The sequence below is a fragment of the Streptomyces sp. NPDC030296 genome, assembly GCF_055572815.1.
Map to the genome: position 1 here is coordinate 93,841 of NZ_JBVICQ010000009.1, position 20,282 is coordinate 114,122.

Sequence of the window (20,282 nt, forward strand, 5' to 3'; positions counted from 1 at the left end):
GCCCCTCCGGCCTCACGACCCTGGTCGGCGTCAGCGGGCGCAGCCGACGTCCAGCACCTCGATCACGTCGCCGTGGACCGTGTAGACGAGCCAGCACCAGTCACCGAACACCGCGGCCAGCTCCCTGACCTGGATCCTCGGTTCCTCGGCCACCGCCTCGATGAGCGCGACGATCTCCTCGTGGACGGTGTCCGGGACGGCGAACAGCGCGTCGGCGGCCTGTTGAACCAGTTCGACCTTCATGGGGTCCCCCGCGGAGGGCAGGAGCAGCACGCGGCGAAACTGTGCTTCTTACACGATAGGTCCGCCGTGCGCCCCGTGCCGAGGGGTGTACGGAAACCAGCGGCCGATCGGACCGTCGGTGAAGGCGCACCGGGGCGCAACGGCGGGCCCCACGGGGCTTTGGTCATGGCATGGCCAGATCATGTCTGCCCGCGCGCAAGCTTCCCTCCGCACTATCGGCATGGGCTATCTGCATGTCCCCGACAAAAAATCGGCAGTGGTGTGAGCACGCTCTGCCGACCCCCGATCGACGGTAAGGAAGCGCCTGTGAGAATGCCCCGCACCACTCGGCTCGTTGCGGTCCTCGCCACCGGTACCGCGCTGACCGCCCTGCTCACGGCGGCTCCCGCCGGTGCGGGCACGCCCGCCCTGCCCGTGGTGACCGCCACCGGTGAGACCGCCGCCCTCCACGACGACGAGGCCGGCGGCAACTCCGACGCCGACGACCCGGCGATCTGGCGGAACCCCGCCGACCCCGGCCGCAGCCTCGTCGTCGCCACCGCCAAGGAGGGCGGCCTGCGGGTCTACGACCTCGACGCCCGCATGGTGCAGTCCCTGCCCGCCCCGAAGCCCCCGGCCGAGGACGACGCGCCGGGCCGGTACAACAACGTCGACCTCGTCACCGGCCTGCGTACCACCGCCGGCCGCGCCGACGTCGCGGTGGTCAGCGACCGGGGCAACGACCGGCTGCGCGTCTACCGCATCGACCCAGCCCGGCCCGGCGGCCCCCTCACCGACATCACCGACCCGGCCGCCGCCCCCGTGTTCTCCGCCGACCAGGCCGAGATCAACGACCAGCGCACCGCGTACGGCCTCGCCACCTGGACCGACCGGACCAGCGGCCGGGCCTACGCCCTGGTCAGCCGACGCGAACGCACCCGACTCGCCCTGCTGGAACTCGTACCCGCCGCCCACGGCACGGTCGGCTACCGCACGGTCCGCACCCTCGACCTGCCGTCCGGGTTCCGGCTGCCCGACGGCACGACCTGGAGCCCCTGCGCCGAGCCCGGTGAACTCCCACAGGTCGAGGGCATGGTCGTCGACCCGGCCACCGGCACGCTCTACGCCGGCCAGGAGGACATCGGCATCTGGCGGCTGCGCGCCGACCTCACCGGCAGGCCCGTCCTCGTCGACAAGGTGAAGGAGTACGGCGTCCCCGGCACCTACGACGAGGAGACCGAGGAGTGCGTGCCGGGCACCGACCCCGGCTACGGCGGGAGGCGGCTGTCGGCCGACGTCGAGGGCTTGACGCTCCTTCAGAAGCGGGACGGCGAAGGCCACCTGCTCGCCTCCAGTCAGGGCGACGACACCTTCGCCCTGTACGACCGTGAGGTGAGCGAGGACAACGAGTACGAGGGCGGCTTCCGGATCGGGTCCGCGACACCGACCCTCGACGGCGTGCAGGAATGCGACGGCGCCGCGATCCTCGACGCCCCGCTGGGCCGACGCTATCCGCGCGGCCTCCTCGTCGTCCAGGACGGACAGGAGACCCCGGCGGTGCCGGACGGCGACGGCGGCAGCCGCACGGCCACCGGCTTCAAGTTCGTGGACCTCGGCGACGTGGTGGACGCCGCCGACCTGTGACGTCAGTCCTCCGCCGGGTGCGGGTGGACACCACCCGCAGCGGCATCGACAGCACCGGGTTGCCGACTGCCTCGGCGATCCGCTGACGGAACACGGCGTCGTGTCCGACGAACTCCTCGACCGTCGCCGAGGCCCGGGACCGTTCCAGGACGGTCCCCAGCCCACGGAGGTCCTGCGGGGTGAGCAGGGCGGCGGCCGGCCCCGTCGCCCTGCCGGGTGACCAGGATCCGCATCGCGGTCAGCGCCCGTACCTCCTCCCGCAGTGAACTGCGGGACAGCCCGAGCTGACCGGCGAGGACCTCCTCCTCGGGGAGCCGGGGGCCCGGCGCGAGCCCACCGGCGACGATCATCGCCTTGATCTTGTCCATCGCCTCGTGCGTCAGTGCCACGGCTACTCCTGCTTCTCGCCCGAGGCGAAGCGGGAGATGATCAGCGCGACGATGATGATCGCGCCGTTGAGGAACTGGTTCCACAGCGGCGGCACACCCGCCAACGTCATCACGTTCACCACGAGTTGCAGTGTCAGCACACCCGTGAGCGCGCCGAACACGGAGCCCTTGCCGCCGTTCAGGCTCACCCCGCCGATGACGGTCGCGGCGAACACCTGGAAGATCCAGCCGCTGCCCTGGGTGGCGGAGATGGAGCCGTAGTGGCCGCTGTAGAGGATGCCGGCGAACGCGGCGAGGACGCTGCCGAGGATGAGGACGATCCACACGATGCGGTCGACGCGGATGCCCGCGGTGCGGGCGGCCTCCGCGTTGCCGCCGATCGCGTACAGCGCCCGGCCGTGCCGCAGCCAGGCCAGCGCGCTCCCGCCCGCCGCGAACAGCACCACGCAGATCCAGATCGCGGCCGGTACGCCCAGCCACGACGCCTTGCCCAGATAGGTGAAGGAGGAGGGGAGCTCGACGATGGACTGGCCCTCGGAGAGGGCGACCTGGAGGCCCCGCAGCATCGTCAGCATGCCGAGGGTGACGATGAAGCCGTTGAGGCGGAGCTTGAGGATCAGGAAGCCGTTGACCGCCCCGATCACCACGCCCACCAGCAGACACAGCGGGACGGCCGTCCACTCCGGGAGCAGCCCGAGCCCCGTGAACCGGGCGCCGCTGGTCGGCAGGACCAGCCAGACGGCGATCACCGGGGCCACGCCGATGGTGGACTCCAGCGACAGGTCCATCCGTCCGGCGATCAGGATCAGGGCGGTGGCCAGGACCAGCAGGCTCAGCTCGGTGGACTGCTGGGCCACGCCGATGAGGTTGTCGGCGGTCAGGAAGGCCGGGGAGACGATGAACCCGATCAGCCCCAGCACGAGGATGGCGGGGACCAGGGACAGCTCACGGAAGCGACCGAGGTCGAGCCCGCGGCGCTCGCCGCCCGCGGTCTCCCTTGCCACCCCCGTCGCGGGGTCGGTGACATCAGTGGTGGCGGACATGGCTACCTTCCGTGCTCTTCGGTGGTGTCGGATGCCGCGGTGCGGTCGGTCCCGCCCCCGGGCGCCTCGATGCGGTCGCCCGCGCCCTCGTCGGAGGTTCCGGTCCGGTCGGCCCCGTCCTCGTCGGACGTCCCGGTCCGGCCGGCCACGCCCTCCATGGCCGCGACCACCTGCTCGTCAGTCCAGCCGCGGTCGAACTCGGCGACCGTACGGCCGTGGAACATGACGACGACCCGGTCGCAGACCCGGAGGTCGTCCAGCTCGTCGGAGACGATCAGCGCGGCCTTCCCGCCGTCCGCGACCTCGCGGATCCGGCGCAGCAGGAACTCCTTGGACTTGACGTCCACGCCGTTGGTGGGCCGGATCGCCACCAGCACCCTGGGGTCGGTGGCCAGCGCACGGGCCACGACGACCTTCTGCTGGTTGCCGCCGGAGAGGGCGGAGACCGGGGTGGCCGCGCCCGGCGTCTTGATGTCGAGGGCCCGGATCATGCGCTGCGCGAAGACCCGGATGCGGGCCGGCAGCACGGTGCCGTACGGGCCGAGCTGGTCGGTGACGGTGAGCGTCGCGTTCTCCGCCACGCTGCGGTTGTTCACCAGGCCCTGCAGATGCCGGTCCTCGGGGACCAGGCCGACGCCCACGGCGAGCGCGGACGGGACGTCGCCGGTGCGGACGCCCCGGCCGCCGACCGAGACGGTGCCCTCCTCGGCGGGATGCAGACCGGCTATGGCCTCGCCAACCCGTACGTTGCCGCTGGCCGTCGCGCCGGCCAGGCCGACGACCTCACCGGCCCGCACGGTCAGCGACAGGTCCCGGCAGGCGCCGGGCAGGGTGAGCCCGCGCACGGCCAGGAGTTCGGCGGCGTCGGACGCGACCGGGCCCCGGTTCTCCACGATCTCCGCGGCCGTCGTCGTGGACTCCCCGGTCATCGCCTCCACCAGCGCCCGATGGCCGAGTCCCGCGACGGGCGCGGTCAGGATGTGCGCCGCGTCGCGGTAGACGGTGACCGTGGCGCACAGGTCGTACACCTCCTGGAGGTGGTGCGAGATGTACAGGAAGGCCACGCCCTGCCGCTGGAGGTCGCGAAGCTTGTCGAACAGCCGGTTGATTCCGCGGGCGTCGAGCTTCGCGGTCGGCTCGTCGAGGATGATGAAGCGCGCGCCGAACGACAGGGCCCGGGCGATCTCCACGAACTGCCGCTGCTCGACCGTGAGGTCCTTCGCCCGCGCGGCGGCGTCGACCTCGACGCCGTACTCGCCGAGCAGTTCCTCCGCCCGCCGCCGCAGCTGCTTCCAACGGATCGGCTGCAGCGGCCCGGCGCTCTGCCGGTTCAGGAAGAGGTTCTCGGCGACGGTCAGGTCCGGGATGATCGTCGACTTCTGGTAGACGCAGGCGACCCGTGAGCGCCAGGCGTCGATGTCGCCGACGGCGGGCGCCGGTGCGCCGGAGAAGCGCAGGGTGCCCGTGTCGGCGTGCTGGAGTCCGGTCAGGATGGACACGAGCGTCGACTTGCCGGCGCCGTTGCGGCCGACGAGCGCGTGCGACTCGCCCGAGGCGACGGTGATACGGGCGTCGCGCAGGGCGACGGTCGCGCCGAACCTCTTGGTGATCCCGGTGGCCTCGGCCACCGGAGCGGGGTTCCGGCCGGCCGCGGGCCCGCCGCCGTTCGCCGGGGCGGGCGCGGTGTCCGCCATGGTCAGTACCGTCCTTCGTCGGGTGCGTACGAGGGGTCGCCGGTCGGGCCGGGTCACTTGCCGACGGTGTTGCCCCAGAGGGTCTTGTCGTCGACGTTGTCCTTGGTGACCAGCGGGGCGGCCAGCTGGTCCTCGAGACCGTTGGGCAGCTTGATGATGGTGGAGTCGTGGTCGGTCGGCCCCGGCTTGAAGGTCTTGCCCTCCGCCGCCGCCTGGGCGTAGTACAGCGCGTACTTGGCGTAGAGGTCGGCGGGCTGGGAGACGGTGGCGTCGATCTGGCCCTTGCGGATGGCGTCGAACTCCTGCGGGATGCCGTCGTTGGAGACGATCGAGATGTGGCCCTTCTGCCCGGCGGGCTTGAGCAGCTTCTTCTGCTCCAGCAGCGCCAGGGTGGGCTGCAGGAAGGCACCGCCGGCCTGCATGTAGATGCCGTTCAGGTCCGGGTGCTGGGCCAGCAGCGACTGGAGCTTGGCTGAGGCGACGTCGCCCTTCCAGTCGGTGGGCAGCTCGAAGACCTTGATCTTCGGGAACTTCTCCTTCATGCACTCGGCGAACGCCTCGGAGCGGTCGCGTCCGTTGATGGAGTCCAGGGAGCCCTGGAACTCGGCCACCTTCCCCTTGCCGCCGAGCTGCTTGCCGAGGAACTCGCAGGCCTTGGTGCCGTACGCCCGGTTGTCGGCGCGGACCACCATGTAGACGTCGCCCTTGTCGGGTCTGGTGTCGACGCTGACCACGGGGATCTTCTTGGCCGCGAGGGTGTCGAGGGTGGAGGCGATGGCGCCGGTGTCCTGGGGGGCCATGACGACGGCCTTGGCTCCGGTGTTCTGGAAGACCTGCACATTCGCGACGAGCTTGGTGACGTCGTTCTGTGAGTTGCTGAGCGGCAGGGCGTTGACGCCCTCGGTCTTGATGTCCTTCCTCATGTAGTCCGCGTAGGAGTTCCAAAAGTCCGAGTCGGACCGCGGCAGGTCGATGCCGATGGCGGGCTTGTCACCGCCCGAGCCCGCCGAGCCGGAGGAGCTGTCGCGGTTGCAGGCGGTGAGCAGACCGAGGACCGCGACGGCACAGGCCGCTACGGCGGTGGAGCGGGTGCGAGCGAACTTCATGGCCGGGTTCTCTCCTTAGCCAGGACGGGGGGAGCCCACCTGAGGGCATGCGCGGACCGATGGGAGGGGAGGGGCGAGGGTCAACCGGTGTACGGGCGGCGGAGTTTGAGCAGCCACGACACCGTGGAATCCGTGGGAATCCGCAGTGATTCCTCCGATGTATCTCGGGCGATGAGGACGTTACGACGGCATTGCAGACACTGACAAGAGGTTGTTCGCAGCGATTTCCGTCGACTGTCGGACGGCCGTCCCTCAGTGTCCCCAGGGCTGTTTCACCCGTGAAGGACCTTCGACCTGCGGGAAGCGGCTGCATTCGGCCAATACATCGGAGGAATACGTTGTCAGCCCGCCGCTCGACCTCTACAGTCCACGGTGCGTCATTCCTCCGATGACTCCTGATCTCCTGATCACTGATCTTTTACGGCAAGGGAGCTGCTCAGTGAAACTGCTACGCGTCGGTGCCCCCGGCGAGGAGCGCCCCGCGGTCCGCACCGATGACGGGCGGCTGCTGGACCTGTCCGCCGTGACCGGCGACATCGACGGCGCCTTCCTCGGCTCCGGCGGCATCGAACGGGCCCGCGCCGCCCTCGAAGCGGGCGGACTGCCCGAACTCGACCCGGGCGGCCTGCGGATCGGCGCCCCCGTCGCCCGCCCCGGCAAGATCGTCTGTGTGGGCCTCAACTACCGCGACCACGCAGCCGAGACGGGGGCCGCGATCCCCGAACGCCCCGTCGTCTTCATGAAGGACCCGGGCACGGTCGTCGGCCCCCACGACGAGGTGCTCGTCCCGCGCGGCTCGGTGAAGACCGACTGGGAGGTCGAGCTCGCCGTCGTGATCGGCCGCCGCGCCCGCTATCTGGAGGGCCCGGACGAGGCGGCCGAGGTGATCGCGGGCTACGCGGTCAGCCACGACGTCTCCGAACGCGAGTTCCAGCTCGAGTACTCGCCCCAGTGGGACCTCGGCAAGTCCTGCGAGACCTTCAACCCGCTGGGGCCCTGGCTGGTCACCGCCGACGAGATCGAGGACCCGCAGGACCTGGAGCTGCGCCTGAGCGTCAACGGCGTCAAGCGGCAGCACGGCCACACCCGCGACATGATCTTCCCGGTCGACCACATCGTGTCCTACCTCAGCCGGTACATGGTCCTGGAGCCGGGCGACGTGATCAACACGGGGACGCCCGCGGGCGTGGCCCTCGGCCTGCCCAACACCCCCTATCTCCGCGCCGGCGACACCGTCGAGCTCGAGATCGACGGACTCGGAGGCCAGCGCCAGACCTTCGGCCAAGCGTGAAAGGCACTCCCTTGACTGCAACCACCGCCCGGATCACCGCGGTCGACACCTACGACATCCGGTTCCCCACCTCACGGGAGCGGGACGGGGCCGACGCCATGAACCCGGATCCCGACTACTCCGCCGCCTACGTCGTGCTGCGCACCGACGCGGGCGACGGGCTCGAAGGCCACGGCTTCACCTTCACCATCGGCCGCGGCAACGACGTCCAGGTCGCCGCCATCGGTGCCCTCCGCCCGCACCTCCTCGGCCGCTCGGTGGACGCCCTGTGCGCCGACCCCGGCTCCCTCAACCGCGACCTGATCGGCGACAGCCAGCTGCGCTGGCTCGGCCCCGAGAAGGGCGTGATGCACATGGCGATCGGCGCCGTCGTCAACGCCTTGTGGGACCTCGCCGCCAAGCGGCAGGGCCAGCCGCTGTGGCGACTGCTCGCCCACGCCGACCCCGAGTGGCTGGTCTCCCAGATCGACTTCCGCTACATCGCCGACGCCCTCACTCCCGAGGACGCCCTCCGTATGCTCCGCGAGGGCAGGAGCGGGCTCGCCGAGCGCGAGGCGGCACTGCTGGAGCGCGGCTACCCCGGCTACACCACCTCTCCGGGCTGGCTCGGCTACTCCGACGACAAGCTCACCCGCCTGGCCGAGCAGGCCGTCGCCGACGGCTTCACCCAGATCAAGCTCAAGGTCGGCGCCGACCTCGCCGACGACGTCCGACGCATGCGCACCGCACGGGCCGCCGTCGGCTCCGAGGTCCGCATCGCCCTCGACGCCAACCAGCGCTGGAACATCGGCGAGGCCGTCGAATGGACCCGCGCCCTCGCCGAGTTCGACCCGTACTGGATCGAGGAGCCCACCAGCCCCGACGACATCCTCGGCCACGCCGCCGTCCGCGAGGGCGTCGCCCCCGTGAAGGTCGCCACCGGCGAACACGTCCAGAACCGCATCGTGTTCAAACAGCTCCTCCAGGCGGGCGCCATCGACGTCCTGCAGATCGACGCCGCACGCGTCGGCGGCGTCAACGAGAACCTCGCCGTCCTGCTGCTCGCCGCGAAGTTCGGCGTACCGGTCTGCCCGCACGCCGGCGGAGTGGGCCTGTGCGAGCTGGTGCAGCACCTGTCGATGTTCGACTACCTGGCCCTCTCCGGCACCACCGACGACCGGGTCATCGAGTACGTCGACCATCTCCACGAGCACTTCACCGACCCGGTCGTGCTGCGCGAGGGCCACTACCTCGCACCACGCACCCCCGGTTTCTCCGCCACCATGCACCCCGGGTCGCTCGCCGAATACCGTTACCCCGACGGCACGTTCTGGGCCGCCGACCTCGCTGAACGGGAGGAAGTCGCATGACGGATCTGACAGGGCTGCGCGCGATCGTCACGGGTGGCGCGTCCGGTATCGGACTGGCCACGGCCCGGCTGCTGGCCGCGCGGGGCGCCGGCGTCGCCGTGTTCGACCTGAACCCCTCCGACGTCCCGCCGCCGCTGCTGGCCCTCAAGGCGGACGTCACGGACGACGCCTCCGTACGGGCCGCCGTGGGCGACGCCGTCGCACAGCTCGGCGGTCTGGACATCGTCGTCAACAACGCCGGCATCGGCGCCATCGGCACCATCGAGGACAACCCCGACGAACAGTGGCACCAGGTCCTCGACGTCAACGTCCTCGGCATCGTGCGAACCAGCCGCGCCGCCCTGCCGCACCTGCGGAACTCGGACCACGCGGCCATCGTGAACACCTGCTCCATCGGCGCCACCGCCGGCCTGCCGCAGCGCGCCCTGTACTGCGCCAGCAAGGGCGCCGTCCTCTCCCTGACCCTCGCCATGGCCGCCGACCACGTCCGTGAGGGCATCCGCGTCAACTGCGTCAACCCCGGCACCGCCGACACCCCCTGGGTCGGCCGCCTCCTCGACGCGGCCGACGACCCCGACGCCGAGCGCGCCGCACTCAACGCCCGCCAGCCCATGGGACGCCTCGTCGCCCCCGACGAGGTCGCCGCCGCCATCGCCTATCTGGCGAGCCCCGCCGCGGCCTCCGTCACCGGCACCTCCCTCGCCGTCGACGGCGGCATGCAGGGACTCCGGCTCCGACCGGCGGCCAAATGAGGACCAGAACCCTCGGCCGCACCGACGTCGAGGTCACCGAACTGTCCTACGGCGCCGCCGGCATCGGCAACCTCTACCACCCCGTGACCGACGAGGAGGCCGCCGCCGCGATCGACGCCGCCTGGGACGCCGGGATCCGCACCTTCGACACGGCACCCCACTACGGCCTCGGCCTGTCCGAACGCCGCCTCGGCGAGACCCTGCGCGACCGCCCCCGGGACACCTACACCGTCTCCACGAAGGTCGGCCGCCTGCTCGTGCCCGCCGACGGCGACGGTGACGGCGACGACCTGGCCAACGGCTTCGCCGTCCCCGCGACCCTGCGCCGTGTCTGGGACTTCAGCGCCGACGGCGTCCGCCGCTCCCTCGAAGCCAGCCTCGACCGTCTGGGCATGGACCGGGTGGACATCGTCCTCCTGCACGACCCCGACGACCATGCCGAGCAGGCCCTCGACGAGGCGTATCCGGCGCTGGAACGCCTCCGCGGCGAAGGTGTCGTCGGCGCGATCGGCGTCGGCATGAACCAGTCCGCGCTCCCCGCCCGCTTCCTGCGCGAGACCGACATCGACGTCGTCCTCCTCGCCGGCCGTTACACCCTCCTCGAACAGGAGGGCCTCACCGAGCTGCTCCCCGAGGCCGCCGCCCGCGGCAGAAGCGTCCTCATCGGCGGCGTCCTCAACTCTGGCCTCCTCACCGACCCCGCCCCCGGTGCCACCTACGACTACGCGCCCGCCCCGGAGCCCGTCCTCGACCGGGCCCGCCGGCTCAAGGCGGTCACCGAACGCCACGGCGTGCCCCTGCGCGCCGCAGCCCTCCGCTTCCCGCTCGGTCACCCGGCGGTCGCGAGCGTCCTCACCGGCGCCCGCTCCACCGACGAGGTGCGCGACACCGTGGAGCAGCTGAGAGCCCCCGTACCGGCCGCCCTCTGGGACGAGCTGCGCGCGGAAGGTCTGCTCGCCCCGGACGTCCCGGTGCCCACGCCCCGGACGACGCCACTGGACACATCCCTGGACACGCCGCTGGGCACGCCCGTCGAGGGAACCCCGTCGCCGAAGGAGCCGTCGTGAGGGTCGCCCTGCACACCAAGGTCCGCGCCGACCGCGTCGCCGAGTACGAGGCGGCGGCGCACCGCGAGCTACCCGAGGAACTGACCGCCGCGATCCGCGCCGCCGGGGTCAGCGCGTGGACGATCTGGCGTTGGGGGTCCCCCGCGCGAGCGGAGCCGAGCGTGGGGGAGGCACCGACCTCTTCCACGTCCTGGAGGTCGAGTGCTACCCGGCGATGATCGCGGAGCTGGAGAAGCTGCCCGTCAACATCGCCTGGCGGGCCCGCATGGCGGAACTCCTGGACGTCGTCCACGACTACTCCGCGGACGGCTCCCACGCCTCACTGCCCGTGGTGGGGGAGCTGTGAGCGGGACGGACCCCGGCACGCCCTACCGCCCGGCGCCCGCCCCGGCTCACCTTCGTCCTCGATGATGTTCGGCTCCGACTGGCCCGTCTCCCGGCTCGCCTCCGACTACCGCGAAGTCCTGGACACGGCCGAGGCATTGGTCTCCGGCCTCAGCCCGGCCGAACACCACGACGTCTTCGCGGGCTGCGCCGTCCGCACCTACGGCCTGCGGATCTGACCCCGGCCGCACGGCCCAGGTCAGCCGTCGGCCGGTACCGGGGGAGTGGCGCCCGTCAGCGCGGCCAGCTCGTCGGGGGTGCGCGGACCGGGCGCGTCGTCCGTCAGCAGGCCCCGTTCGCGCAGGAGCCGGGTGACCGCGATGCCCCAGGGGAGACGCAGCCCCGCCTGTTCGAGGAGGTCCGTGCGGGCCAGCATCGCGGCCACCGGGCCCGTCCGCGCGCCGGACGGGGTGAGCAGCGCCGCGTCGTCGGCCCACCGCAGCGCCAGATCGACGTCGTGGGTGGCCATCACCACGGTCGTGCCGGACCGGCGGAGCCCGTCCAGGGTGGCGAGCAGCCGTTCCTGGCCGTCGGGGTCGAGGCCCGCGGTCGGCTCGTCGAGGATCAGCACCCGGGGGCGCATCGCCACGGCTCCGGCGATCGCGGTCCGCTTGCGCTGGCCGTAGGAGAGCAGATGGGTGGGCCGGTCCGCGAGGGCGGAGATTCCGAGCGCGGCGAGCGCCTCGTCCACCCGTATCCGTACCTGGTCGTCGGGCAGCCCGAGGTTCAGCGGCCCGAACGACACGTCCTGGGCGACCGATGCCGCGAACAGCTGGTCGTCGGGGTCCTGCACCACCAGCTGGACGGTCGTCCGCAGCCCGGTCAGACCCTTGCGGTCGTACGACACCGGCCGCCCCTCGACGGTCAACTCGCCCGAGCGGGGCCGCAGTCCGCCGCTGAGTAGCCGCATCAGCGTCGTCTTGCCGCTGCCGTTGCGGCCCAGCAGGGCGAGCGCGCGGCCCTCCCGCACCTCGAAGTCGAGATCGCTGAGCACGGTCGGGCCGTCCTCGTACGCGAAGGACACGCCCCGCAGGGCGACCAGCACGGGCTCGCTCATGTCAGCGGCCTTTCCAGGACGAAGGTGAGAGCGGCCACGGCCGCGAGGAGGACCACACTGGCCGTGGTGAAGCGGACGGAGACCCGTGCCTCGGGCACCAGGACACGCAGGGTGCCGTCGTAGCCCCGCCCGGCGAGACCCGTCTGGAGCCGCGCCGCCCGGTCGAAGGCCCGCACGAACGCGGTCGCGCCGAGTCCGGCGAGCGACCGCCAGGTGGCGGCCCGCGTGGTGTGCCCGAGCCGGGCCGCCTGCGCGTCGCGGATCCGGCGTACGGAGTCCAGGAGCAGGAAGCTCATGCGGTACGTCACCAGGGCGACGTCCACCACCGGCGCGGGCACCCCGGCCCGCGCCAGCCGGGGCAGCAGATCCGACATGGGGGTGGTGAACGCGAACAGCAGCACGCCCAGGGAGGCGGCGGAGGTCCGCAGCAGCAGTTCCGCCGCTCGGACCGGACCGCCCTCGGCGAGGGTCACGAAACCGTCGGGCCCGCCGACCTGGACGAGCAGGGGCAGCGCCCCGGTCACACAGAACCCGAGCGGCACCCGGTAGGCGCGCCACAGCCGGCGACGCGGCACGCCGGCCGGTCCCAGCAGCGCGACGAGCGACGTCAGCAGGACCAGGGCCGCGCCGGGCCAGGGCGGCAGCGAGATCGCGAGGACGGTGAGACCGAGCCCGAGCACGGCCTTGTCCACGGGATGGCGGCGGCGCCAGCGACTGCTGTGCGCCGCCTCGTCGATCGGCAGCACGGGGCGTCAGACCTCTTCGGCGCCGGACCCGGCCGGCGTCTTCGCGGTCTCCTGCTGCTTCGCCAGCGCCCGCGCCTCACCCTGGCGGCGGCCCCGGTGCAGGCCGAAGTAGTAGGCGAGGACGCCCGCGCCGAGGGCGGCCTGGAGGGAGAACAGCGCGGACTCGATCTCACCGGAGGGCGGCTCGTACAGGGGGGAGAACCACGGCTTGTAGTCCGGCTCGATCTCGGTGATCGCGCTCTCGGCCTCCCCGTCGGCCCCCGTGAACGGTTCCTTCTTGTGGTCGCCGAGGCCGAGGGCCAGCGGCAGCACCGCGAGCGCGGCCACGACCGCCAGCAGCAGGAGGTTGATCTTCGTGTTCCGGCTCATCGCGCCACCGCCTCGGTCGTCGTGTCCCGCTTGCCCGCCACGAGCACCCCGAGCCGCGTCAGCTCGCCCTTGCTCGACTGCGTCAGAAGCCGCATCACGAGCACCGTGAGCAGACCCTCGCTCACCGCGAGGGGGAGCTGGGTGATGGCGAAGATGGAACCGAACTTGCCGAGCGCGCCCAGGAATCCGCTGCTCGGGTCGGGGAACGCGAGCGCCAGCTGGACGCTGGTGACGCAGTAGGTGGACAGGTCGGCGAAGAACGCGCCGAAGAACACCGCGACCATCAGCGGCACGTCGTAGCGCCGCAGCAGCTTGTAGACGGCGTATCCGACCCAGGGGCCGACGATCCCCATGGAGAAGACGTTCGCACCGAGCGTGGTCAGGCCGCCGTGGGCGAGCAGCAGGGCCTGGAAGAGCAGGGTGATGGTGCCCAGTACGGCCATGATCGGCGGCCGGAACAGGATGGCGCCCAGTCCGGTGCCGGTGGGGTGGGAGCAACTGCCGGTGACGGACGGCAGCTTCAGCGCGGACAGGACGAAGGTGAAGGCCCCCGAGGCACCGAGCAGCAGCGTGCTCTCCGGGTGCTCCCTGATTTCACGGGTGAGTGACCGTACTCCGTGGACGACGAACGGCGCGGACGCGACACCCCAGGCGATCGCGTGCGCCGGAGGAAGGAAACCCTCGGCTATGTGCATGGCTCAGCAGACCCTCTCCAGCACCTCGTGGATGGTTGACGTGCCTTGGCCGGTCTCCTGGCTGACGGGTACCACCGCCCGTGCTCCGCCTTCCCGGGTCACAAGGACCCAGTGGCTGTCCGCGAGGACTGGAGCCGGACTTCCCGATCACAGTGGCGAGGGCCGCACCGGCATCACACCGGATTTCCCGTTCACCAAGGCGTGGTGACAGTAGTGCCCGCACAAGGGCGCTGACAAGCGCAGACGGGGGCGTGAAGACGGTGGTGAACAGCACACACCCCGGCGCACACCCCAGCAGCCCCACGCGGCGCACACCACGGAGGCCCGACGCCCCTGCCCCCTACGACGGATGTGCCGTCACGGCGGCCCCCGGTGCCGAGGGCCGCTCTTTGCCGGTGCGCGGGCCCTGCGCTTGAATGCAGGCTTCACACCTTCGGCACAAGGGAGTCAGCTGTGCACCGCCCGACCCTGGCACGCGGCACGCGCCGTCTCGGAGTCTTCACCGCGATCGCGCTCGCGGTCGCCGTCGCCACCGCTGCACCGGCCGCGGCCCACGCGGAGGTCGAGGCGGAGGGCGCCCGCGCCCTCGACCAGAACGTCGAGCTGACCTTCTCCGCCGAGTCGGAGTCCGCCTCGGCCGGCATCACCAAGCTGGAGGTCATCCTGCCGAAGGGCATCGCCCCCGCCGACGTCACCTACGAAGAGGGCCCCAAGGGCTGGAAGTTCGCCGCCACCGACCGGGGCTACACCGTCTCCGGACCGAAGCTCGCGGTGGGGGAGGACGCCGAGTACGAGGTCACCGTACGGCAGTTGCCCGACGCCAAGTCGCTCGTGTTCAAGACCCTGCAGTCCTACAGCGACGGCAAGGTGGACCGCTGGATCGAACTGGACGACTCCGGCGGTGACGGGCACGGCCACGGCCACCCCGCGCCCCGACTGGACCTGAAGCCCGCCGCGCCCGGCGCGAAGCTCGTCAGCCCCACCCCCAGCCCCTCTAAGGAGCCCTCGACAGCGGCCCCTTCGGCGGAGCGCGGCGCCGAGAAGACCCCGGCGCCGTCGGCGAAGCCCGCGGCGGACGACACCGACGACGACGGCATCCCCCTGGCCGTCCCCCTCGGCATCGGCGCGGCCGTCCTCGTCCTCGGCGGCGGCCTGTGGTGGTGGCGAAGCCGCCGCGAGGGCTCCGCCTGACCCTCCGTCGACGCGAACGAGAACGGCCTTGTGCCTGCTGTCGGGTGGGCACACCGGCCAGGGCGCTGGGTGCCCGCTACGCCGTACGGACCCTGCGTCGAGCGCTTACGGCCTTGGGCCTTCTTCGGCCGCCGGCCCTGCCGCGACCTGACCGAAACATGGCACGGGCTTTACTGCGACCTAGTTGCAGCTGCCGATTACCGGCACAAGGCTGAGGAGGCCGACCGCTCGACGACAGAAGGCGCACGTGTCGCTCTCTTCTTCGCGACCTGGGTGATCGCCCTGCTGGTGTGGCGCCTCGCCCGGATCGAGGAGAAGTGGATGACGGGCTGAACTCCCGGCGTTCGTGAACGAGTTGCCAGGGGAGCCGTCTGTTCCGGAGTCATCAGAGGCCCGCGTGGAGTCCGTCCGTGAGTCGTCCGTGGCTGTGGCGCCAGCCCGTCGGCACCCGTAGGGCGTCCGCCAGATGTGGGTGGCCGAGGGGCAGGTCGGAGTGCACATGGGTCGCGGGCGGCGCCGGCCAGAGCCGTACGGCCAGCAGCGCGGCGGCCAGCGTGATCGACCCCAGGGCGAGCGTCGTCCAGTCGAGTCCGGCCGTCGCGCCGAGCCAGCCGGCCAGCGGGTAGGTCAGCAGCCAGCAGCCGTGCGAGAGGGAGAACTGGGCGGCGAACGCGGCCGTGCGCTCCCCGGCCGGTACGGACCGCCGGATCAGCCGCCCGGTCGGCGTGAGCACCGCCGAGCACGCCGCGCCGAACGCGGCCCACAGGCCGAGCAGCGCGGGCACCCGCCACGCGCCGCCCGAGGCAGCGGTGACGGCACCCAGCCCGGCGAAGACGACCGTCAGCAGCAGCGCGGCCGGCAGCATCACCGCCCGGTCCGGCACCCGGTCCAGCAGCCGCGGCAGTGCCAGCGCCACCACCATCGACCCGGCCCCGTACGCGCCGAGCGCCAGCGGTACGGCGCCCTCGGACAGGCCCAGCACATCGCGGACGTAGACCACGGAGTTGACGGTGACCATCGCGCCGGCCGCGGCGACCGCGAGGTCCAGGGCGAGCAGCGCCCGGAGCCGGGGGACGGCGAGGAACCCGCGGACGCCCGAGCGGCGACCGCCTCCGGGCCCGGGGCGTGCCGCGCGTTCGGGCAGCACGGTCGAGACCACCAGCGCGGCCGACGCGAGGAAGCCGAGAACGGTACCGCTGAACAGCCAGTTGTAGGTGATGACGGACAACAGCGCCGCCGCGAGCGCGGGGGAGAAGAGGCTCTCCAGGTCGTAGGCGAGACGGGACATCGACAACGCCCGTGTGTAGGCGCGCTCCTCGGGCAGCACGTCAGGGATCACGGCCTGGAACGTCGGCGTGAACACCGCGGACGCCGACTGGAGGAGGAACACCAGGACGTACACCTGCCAGACCGAGTCCACGAACGGCAGGAACACCGCGACCCCGGCGCGTACCAGGTCCGCCGTCACCATGAGTGCCCGGCGTGGCAGCCGGTCGGCGATCGCGCCGACGGCCGGGGCGACCACCACGTACGCCACCATCTTGATCGCCAGCGCGGTGCCCAGCACGGACCCGGCGGCGGCGCCCGCCAGGTCGTAGGCCAGCAGCCCCAGGGCGACGGTCGCGAGGCCCGTGCCCACCAGCGCGATGACCTGGGCGGCGAACAGATGCCGATAGGTGCGGTGACGCAGGACGGTGAGCATACGGGCGGCTCCCCTCTGCACGAAGGCTCGGCGTGACGGCCTCGGGCGACGGCGCGGCGTGACGGGTCGGCGTGACGGGTCGGCGTGACGGTCGAAGCGACGACGCGCGATGTTCTCCGAGTGTAGCCATCATGTGCGCATCTGCGCACATGATGGCTCAGGAGTCGCCGTCGCGACTGTCTCGACCGACACGAGCGGCCCACGACCCGGCCGATGGCTCTAGGCTGGCCTCATGCCAGAACGCCACGCTGTGTCACCTGCACCTGGTGCGCATCTGCGCGCTCCCGACAGCGCGCGGCTCACCGAGGCGACCGGGGTGTTCGCGATGCTCTCCGACGTCACCCGGCTGCATCTGCTGTGGCTCCTCGCGCAGGGCGAGTCCGACGTCGGATCCCTGGCCGAACGCTGCGACGCGTCCCGGACCGCGGTGAGTCAGCACCTCGCGAAGCTGCGGCTCGCGGGGCTCGTGCAGACCCGCCGCGAGGGGCGCCACATCCACTACAGCCTCAGCGACGGACATCTGCGGCGCCTGGTCGTCGAGGCGCTCAGCCACGCCGACCACCGCGTCAGCGGACAGGCGCCCCACGACTGACATCCGCGCGTGTGCTCGGAAGAGGCTCAGACGGGGTCGATGGACCCGAGGGTGGGGACGACCTCCTCGATGGAGCCGTCGGCCGCGAACACCAGCCGGTCCAGGGTCGACTCGCGGTGCGTGCCGTCGCCGCGCGGGGTTCCGGGGCCGGGAACCGCGAACCGGTGGTAGCAGATGAACCAGTCGTCGGTGCCGGGGACGTTCACGACGGTGTGATGGCCCGTCGCGAGGATCCCGTACTCGGGGCGCTTGCGCAGGATCACCCCCTTCTCGGTCCACGGCCCGAGCGGCGAGGGCCCGGTGGCGTAGGCGACCCGGTAGTCCTCGCTGCGGGTGTCGTCCTCCGACCACATGAAGTAGTAGACGCCCCGCCGCTTGATGACGAAGGCGCCCTCGCGAAAGCCCTCGGGGGTGAACCGCCGCACCCGCTCCGGGTCGAACGACACCATGTCGTCGCGGAGGGGCACCCCGTACGCCTCGGTGTTGCCCCAGTACAGGTACGTGGTGCCGTCGTCGTCCCGGAACACGGCCGGGTCGATCATCTGGCCGGCGTAGTCGTCCCGTGCGATGAGGGGCCGGTCGAGCGCGTCCCGGAAGGGGCCCGTGGGGCTGTCCCCGACGGCGACGCCGATCTGCTGGTTCGCGCAGAAGTAGAAGTAGTACGCCCCGTCGCGCTCCCCGGCGGCCGGCGCCCACGCGTACCGGTCCGCCCAGCTCACGTCGGTCTCCAGGTCCAGGACGACCCCGTGGTCCTGCCAGGTGACGAGGTCGTCGGAGGAGTGGACCGTGAACTTGGTGCCGCCCCAGCCCTTGAAGCCGTCGGTCGTCGGGTAGATGTAGTAACGGCCGCCGAACTCCTGGATGTCGGGGTCGGCGGTCAGCCCCGGCAGCAGCGGGCTGCGCATATGGAGGGCCTCGACCGTCCAGGTGCGCCGGGTGCCGTCGGCGGCCGTGACCGTGTACGTGCGCGGGGTGCGGAAGTCGCGAGGGGTGCCGGACGGCGGGTCGATGCTCGAGCCCGCGGCGAGGTCGAAGTCGGGTGCGAGCGCGTCGAGTTCGGTTTCCGGATGCAGCGGCAGCACGACCTTCGAGGTGTGCTCGTCGACGAGGGCGTACGCTTTCAGCCCCGCCGGCACATGGGCGTCGACGACGGACGTGCCCGGCGCGTACGCGGCCAGCAGCCGCTCGTACTCCGCCCGGGTCACCGGCAGGACGGAGCCGTGCCGTGCGCCGGGCGGCAGCGCGTGGCCCTCGCAGGGCGTCCACGTGCCGGAGTCGAGGTCGGTGGTCTCGAACGGAACGTAGCCGCGCCCGCTGAACTCGTCGACGAACAGGTACCACTTGGCCTCGGTGTTGGACCTGAACACGATCGGGCCCTCGCCTTGTTCGATCACCCCCTGCCCCACACGGTCGGCCACGAACGCGTACGACGTCGCCCGCAGGTCGGCCGACCTCTCCACGGTGATGAACTTCCCGCCGGGCGCCTCGGGCGAGTTGGCGCGCTCGTCCTTGGTGAAGCGGTAGTAGGTGCCGTCGTGCCGGACGACCGTGGAGTCGATGACGGAGTGACCGGGGTCGTTCCAGAGCCGGGGTTCGCTGAGGACACGGAAGTCGCGGGTGGTCGCGTACAGCATCACGTTGTGCGTGTCGGCGGTGTGTTCCGGGTCGTCGTCGGCGTACAGCTTGGAGGCCCAGAAGACGACGTACTCGTCCCGGTCGGGATCGTGACACGCCTCCGGTGCCCAGAGGTTGCCGGCCGTGCCGGGGGCCAGGCGGACCAGGCGCCGGTCGGTCCAGTTCACGAGGTCGGTGCTGTCCCAGACCATGAGCGCGGTGCTGCCGGTGCGCTGGACGCGGTCCCAGTCGCCGTTCTGCTCGCCGTGCATACGGAGGTCGGTGGCGATCAGATGGAACCCGTCGCCCCGCGGCGAGCGGACGAGGAACGGGTCACGCAGACCCTTCGTCCCGAGGTCCGACGTCAGGACCGGCGCGCCGCCGTTCAACTCCCGCCAGCGGAGCGGGTCGTCGCCCCGGCTGAGCGCGAACCGGATCTGCTCGCCGTCCGGGCTGCCCTCGCCGGTGAAGTAGACGAAGACGTAACCGGCGTACTCCTGCAAGCCGACCTCCAGCGCTGCGAGCTTTTGACGCTTCCTGTTGGAAACTCGTTGAAGAGTGTTGCTATCTGCGCCAACGGACGTCAATCGCCGAACTGCCCCCGAACGCCATCGAAAGTTTCGACCGTGAGGGAGAGACGTAGACAAGTACCAGACTCGCTCTTGTTTTCCGACGGAGAGGGAACGGCAACCATGACGAACAGCGCACTTCTGGTGATGGACGTCCAACGGGACGTCGTGGCCATCGCCGACGACGGTTCCGGCTACCTGCCGCGCTTGCGCAGAGCGATCGACGGTGCCCGAGCCGCCGACATCCCCGTGATCTACGTGGTGATGGGGTTACGGCCGGGTGACCCTGAAGTCAGCCCTCGCAACAAGGTGATGGCGAACGTCCTGCGGGCCGGCCTGTTCACGGAGGGCGCCCCCGGCACCGAGATCCATGACGACGTCGCGCCCCAACAGGGCGACGTGGTGGTGACCAAGAGGAGGGGGAGCGCGTTCTCGGGCAGCGACCTCGATCTGGTCCTCAGGGCACGCGACATCGACAACCTCGTTCTCACCGGCATCGCCACCAGCGCCGTCGTGCTGTCCACCCTGTGGCACGCCATCGACCTGGACTTCGGTCTCACCGTCCTGGCGGACGCCTGCCTCGACACCGACCCCGAGGTCCACACGATGCTCACCGAAAGGCTGTTCCCGCAGTGGGCAGATGTCGTCACCGTCGATGACTGGCTCAAAGCCATCACACCGCGACGAGAAGTTCATGCGGTGGAGCCGCGAGGACGGCATGGCTCTTGACCCGTGGATCCGGCCCACCAGCGCCTCGGCGCCACGATACTGCCGGCCGTGGCCCGCCGGATGCCGGCATCATGCCG

Annotated in this window: 20 protein-coding genes, 2 pseudogenes and 1 riboswitch; of the genes and pseudogenes, 11 read left to right on the forward strand and 11 right to left on the reverse strand. The window is 71.4% G+C overall.

Translation table 11 applies throughout. The features are described 5' to 3' along the window. Positions 1-30 precede the first annotated feature (30 nt). Positions 31-273: a hypothetical protein gene (locus tag ACZ4Z3_RS25635; RefSeq protein ID WP_468503198.1), complete on the reverse strand. Its 243-nt coding sequence runs from the start codon at positions 271-273 to the stop codon at positions 31-33. A gap of 282 nt (positions 274-555) precedes the next feature. Between ACZ4Z3_RS25635 and ACZ4Z3_RS25640 the strand changes: the two genes are divergently transcribed. Further along, positions 556-1,866: a phytase gene (locus tag ACZ4Z3_RS25640; protein WP_468503199.1), complete on the forward strand. Its 1,311-nt coding sequence runs from the start codon at positions 556-558 to the stop codon at positions 1,864-1,866. On the opposite strand, the pseudogene ACZ4Z3_RS25645 reads toward ACZ4Z3_RS25640, so the two are convergent. The 4 genes and pseudogenes from ACZ4Z3_RS25645 to ACZ4Z3_RS25660 all read right to left on the reverse strand — a co-directional run. Beyond that, positions 1,859-2,255, reverse strand: a pseudogene (locus ACZ4Z3_RS25645) (FadR/GntR family transcriptional regulator); the annotation flags it as partial. The gene ACZ4Z3_RS25640 and the pseudogene ACZ4Z3_RS25645 overlap by 8 nt on opposite strands. Before the next feature lie 2 nt (positions 2,256-2,257). Continuing rightward, on the reverse strand, positions 2,258-3,298 hold the full coding sequence (locus tag ACZ4Z3_RS25650) for an ABC transporter permease (protein ID WP_468503200.1): 1,041 nt from the start codon (positions 3,296-3,298) through the stop codon (positions 2,258-2,260). 2 nt (positions 3,299-3,300) lie between these two features. Further along, on the reverse strand, positions 3,301-4,992 hold the full coding sequence (locus ACZ4Z3_RS25655) for a sugar ABC transporter ATP-binding protein (protein ID WP_468503201.1): 1,692 nt from the start codon (positions 4,990-4,992) through the stop codon (positions 3,301-3,303). Between the two features lie 53 nt (positions 4,993-5,045). Next, on the reverse strand, positions 5,046-6,098 hold the full coding sequence (locus ACZ4Z3_RS25660) for a sugar ABC transporter substrate-binding protein (RefSeq protein WP_468503202.1): 1,053 nt from the start codon (positions 6,096-6,098) through the stop codon (positions 5,046-5,048). Positions 6,099-6,537: 439 nt separating this feature from the next. Here ACZ4Z3_RS25660 and ACZ4Z3_RS25665 point away from each other — a divergent pair, with 439 nt between their 5' ends. The 6 genes and pseudogenes from ACZ4Z3_RS25665 to ACZ4Z3_RS25690 all read left to right on the forward strand — a co-directional run bounded on the left by ACZ4Z3_RS25665 (position 6,538) and on the right by ACZ4Z3_RS25690 (position 11,120). After that, positions 6,538-7,389: a fumarylacetoacetate hydrolase family protein gene (locus ACZ4Z3_RS25665; RefSeq protein ID WP_468503203.1), complete on the forward strand. Its 852-nt coding sequence runs from the start codon at positions 6,538-6,540 to the stop codon at positions 7,387-7,389. Positions 7,390-7,400: 11 nt separating this feature from the next. After that, complete coding sequence (locus ACZ4Z3_RS25670; RefSeq protein WP_468503204.1) at positions 7,401-8,738, forward strand: L-fuconate dehydratase; 1,338 nt, start codon at positions 7,401-7,403, stop codon at positions 8,736-8,738. Continuing rightward, entirely contained in the window at positions 8,735-9,490 is a 756-nt protein-coding gene (locus tag ACZ4Z3_RS25675) for an SDR family NAD(P)-dependent oxidoreductase (protein ID WP_468503205.1), read from the forward strand. The genes ACZ4Z3_RS25670 and ACZ4Z3_RS25675 overlap by 4 nt, the downstream gene beginning before the upstream one ends. Beyond that, the gene (locus tag ACZ4Z3_RS25680) at positions 9,487-10,557 is read left to right on the forward strand and encodes an aldo/keto reductase (protein ID WP_468503206.1); all 1,071 of its coding nucleotides are present in this window, start codon (positions 9,487-9,489) and stop codon (positions 10,555-10,557) included. Before ACZ4Z3_RS25675 ends, ACZ4Z3_RS25680 begins: the two co-directional genes overlap by 4 nt. After that, positions 10,554-10,903 (forward strand): annotated as a pseudogene (locus tag ACZ4Z3_RS25685) (L-rhamnose mutarotase). Before ACZ4Z3_RS25680 ends, ACZ4Z3_RS25685 begins: the two are co-directional and overlap by 4 nt. A gap of 61 nt (positions 10,904-10,964) precedes the next feature. Further along, entirely contained in the window at positions 10,965-11,120 is a 156-nt protein-coding gene (locus ACZ4Z3_RS25690; RefSeq protein WP_468503207.1) for an amidohydrolase family protein, read from the forward strand. Positions 11,121-11,140: 20 nt separating this feature from the next. Here the strand turns inward: ACZ4Z3_RS25690 and ACZ4Z3_RS25695 are convergent, their stop codons facing one another. From ACZ4Z3_RS25695 to ACZ4Z3_RS25710, 4 genes are read right to left on the reverse strand one after another with little or no spacing between them, the layout of a single operon-like run. Continuing rightward, positions 11,141-11,998: an energy-coupling factor ABC transporter ATP-binding protein gene (locus ACZ4Z3_RS25695; protein ID WP_468503208.1), complete on the reverse strand. Its 858-nt coding sequence runs from the start codon at positions 11,996-11,998 to the stop codon at positions 11,141-11,143. Further along, a complete protein-coding gene (gene cbiQ, locus ACZ4Z3_RS25700) occupies positions 11,995-12,744 on the reverse strand; it encodes a cobalt ECF transporter T component CbiQ (RefSeq protein ID WP_468503209.1) in 750 nt (249 codons plus the stop codon). Before cbiQ ends, ACZ4Z3_RS25695 begins: the two co-directional genes overlap by 4 nt. A 6-nt stretch (positions 12,745-12,750) precedes the next feature. Continuing rightward, on the reverse strand, positions 12,751-13,113 hold the full coding sequence (locus ACZ4Z3_RS25705; protein ID WP_468503210.1) for an energy-coupling factor ABC transporter substrate-binding protein: 363 nt from the start codon (positions 13,111-13,113) through the stop codon (positions 12,751-12,753). Continuing rightward, positions 13,110-13,808 (reverse strand): energy-coupling factor ABC transporter permease, encoded by a 699-nt coding sequence (locus tag ACZ4Z3_RS25710; RefSeq protein ID WP_468503211.1) that lies wholly within the window; start codon positions 13,806-13,808, stop codon positions 13,110-13,112. Before ACZ4Z3_RS25710 ends, ACZ4Z3_RS25705 begins: the two co-directional genes overlap by 4 nt. Before the next feature lie 30 nt (positions 13,809-13,838). Beyond that, positions 13,839-14,022: riboswitch (cobalamin riboswitch) on the reverse strand. A gap of 239 nt (positions 14,023-14,261) precedes the next feature. Here ACZ4Z3_RS25710 and ACZ4Z3_RS25715 point away from each other — a divergent pair. Both ACZ4Z3_RS25715 and ACZ4Z3_RS25720 read left to right on the forward strand, forming a co-directional pair. After that, positions 14,262-14,999 (forward strand): DUF1775 domain-containing protein, encoded by a 738-nt coding sequence (locus ACZ4Z3_RS25715; protein ID WP_468503212.1) that lies wholly within the window; start codon positions 14,262-14,264, stop codon positions 14,997-14,999. A gap of 69 nt (positions 15,000-15,068) precedes the next feature. Next, complete coding sequence (locus ACZ4Z3_RS25720) at positions 15,069-15,332, forward strand: hypothetical protein (RefSeq protein ID WP_468503213.1); 264 nt, start codon at positions 15,069-15,071, stop codon at positions 15,330-15,332. Positions 15,333-15,384: 52 nt separating this feature from the next. Here ACZ4Z3_RS25720 and ACZ4Z3_RS25725 read toward each other — a convergent pair whose 3' ends face one another. Then, entirely contained in the window at positions 15,385-16,701 is a 1,317-nt protein-coding gene (locus ACZ4Z3_RS25725; protein WP_468503214.1) for an MFS transporter, read from the reverse strand. 232 nt (positions 16,702-16,933) lie between these two features. On the opposite strand from ACZ4Z3_RS25725, the gene ACZ4Z3_RS25730 reads away from it, so the two are divergent. After that, a complete protein-coding gene (locus tag ACZ4Z3_RS25730; protein WP_055540448.1) occupies positions 16,934-17,293 on the forward strand; it encodes an ArsR/SmtB family transcription factor in 360 nt (119 codons plus the stop codon). Positions 17,294-17,319: 26 nt separating this feature from the next. Here ACZ4Z3_RS25730 and ACZ4Z3_RS25735 read toward each other — a convergent pair whose 3' ends face one another. Next, positions 17,320-19,410 (reverse strand): glycoside hydrolase family 43 protein, encoded by a 2,091-nt coding sequence (locus ACZ4Z3_RS25735; RefSeq protein ID WP_468503215.1) that lies wholly within the window; start codon positions 19,408-19,410, stop codon positions 17,320-17,322. 189 nt (positions 19,411-19,599) lie between these two features. On the opposite strand from ACZ4Z3_RS25735, the gene ACZ4Z3_RS25740 reads away from it, so the two are divergent. Beyond that, complete coding sequence (locus ACZ4Z3_RS25740; RefSeq protein WP_468503216.1) at positions 19,600-20,205, forward strand: cysteine hydrolase family protein; 606 nt, start codon at positions 19,600-19,602, stop codon at positions 20,203-20,205. The last annotated feature ends 77 nt before the right edge of the window (positions 20,206-20,282 follow it).

What these genes read in the sequence shown, in the direction of transcription:
- ACZ4Z3_RS25655 (WP_468503201.1), bottom strand. Translation starts at nt 4,992, where the DNA reads ATGGCGGACACCGCGCCCGCCCCGGCGAACGGCGGCGGGCCCGCGGCC.
- ACZ4Z3_RS25675 (WP_468503205.1), top strand. Translation starts at nt 8,735, where the DNA reads ATGACGGATCTGACAGGGCTGCGCGCGATCGTCACGGGTGGCGCGTCC.
- ACZ4Z3_RS25680 (WP_468503206.1), top strand. Translation starts at nt 9,487, where the DNA reads ATGAGGACCAGAACCCTCGGCCGCACCGACGTCGAGGTCACCGAACTG.
- ACZ4Z3_RS25725 (WP_468503214.1), bottom strand. Translation starts at nt 16,701, where the DNA reads ATGCTCACCGTCCTGCGTCACCGCACCTATCGGCATCTGTTCGCCGCC.
- ACZ4Z3_RS25690 (WP_468503207.1), top strand. Translation starts at nt 10,965, where the DNA reads ATGATGTTCGGCTCCGACTGGCCCGTCTCCCGGCTCGCCTCCGACTAC.
- ACZ4Z3_RS25710 (WP_468503211.1), bottom strand. Translation starts at nt 13,808, where the DNA reads ATGCACATAGCCGAGGGTTTCCTTCCTCCGGCGCACGCGATCGCCTGG.
- ACZ4Z3_RS25640 (WP_468503199.1), top strand. Translation starts at nt 556, where the DNA reads ATGCCCCGCACCACTCGGCTCGTTGCGGTCCTCGCCACCGGTACCGCG.
- ACZ4Z3_RS25660 (WP_468503202.1), bottom strand. Translation starts at nt 6,098, where the DNA reads ATGAAGTTCGCTCGCACCCGCTCCACCGCCGTAGCGGCCTGTGCCGTC.
- ACZ4Z3_RS25730 (WP_055540448.1), top strand. Translation starts at nt 16,934, where the DNA reads ATGCCAGAACGCCACGCTGTGTCACCTGCACCTGGTGCGCATCTGCGC.
- ACZ4Z3_RS25650 (WP_468503200.1), bottom strand. Translation starts at nt 3,298, where the DNA reads ATGTCCGCCACCACTGATGTCACCGACCCCGCGACGGGGGTGGCAAGG.
- ACZ4Z3_RS25695 (WP_468503208.1), bottom strand. Translation starts at nt 11,998, where the DNA reads ATGAGCGAGCCCGTGCTGGTCGCCCTGCGGGGCGTGTCCTTCGCGTAC.
- ACZ4Z3_RS25705 (WP_468503210.1), bottom strand. Translation starts at nt 13,113, where the DNA reads ATGAGCCGGAACACGAAGATCAACCTCCTGCTGCTGGCGGTCGTGGCC.
- ACZ4Z3_RS25740 (WP_468503216.1), top strand. Translation starts at nt 19,600, where the DNA reads ATGACGAACAGCGCACTTCTGGTGATGGACGTCCAACGGGACGTCGTG.